Annotated in this window: 1 protein-coding gene; it reads right to left on the bottom strand. The window is 75.5% G+C overall.

Translation table 11 applies throughout. The features are described from left to right. Nucleotides 1–384: SMP-30/gluconolactonase/LRE family protein (locus D3I60_RS01315; RefSeq protein WP_262774299.1), on the bottom strand; the 384-nt coding region annotated here is incomplete at both ends.

The following is a 384-nucleotide window of genomic DNA, read 5'->3' as shown; positions in this document are numbered from 1 at the left end:
CCTCCGAAGCCTGCCGGGTGGCAGCCGGGGTCGCCCGGCTGCCACCCGGCAGGCTTCGGAGGAAAGGAGTGGAAGACGCGCGGCTCGCCCACCGGTTCGCCCTGCGCATCGCAGTCCCAGGCGCTCACCGTGTGGTCCGGCGTGTCGGCCCAGTAGAGCCGGCGGCCGTCCGGGGACCAGGCCAGGCCGTTGGCGGTCATCACGCCGTCCAGCATGCGGCGTACCACGGGCGCGGTCGCGCTGCCGCGGCCGTCGATGCAGTAGAGCGATCCCACCGGCTCGCGCGGGCGGCCCGCGGGCGGCTCGTGCAGCGTGCCGACCCAGAAGCGGCCGAGCGCGTCGCATTTGCCGTCGTTGGCGCGCTGGGTGGCGGGGTCGTAGGGC

The organism is Brevibacterium permense, from assembly GCF_025506275.1.
In the GTDB taxonomy this organism is placed as follows: Bacteria; Actinomycetota; Actinomycetes; order Actinomycetales; family Brevibacteriaceae; genus Brevibacterium; species Brevibacterium permense_A.
The sequence above is the reverse complement of the archived record's forward strand: the minus strand, read 5'-3'. Positions and strand labels throughout refer to the sequence as shown.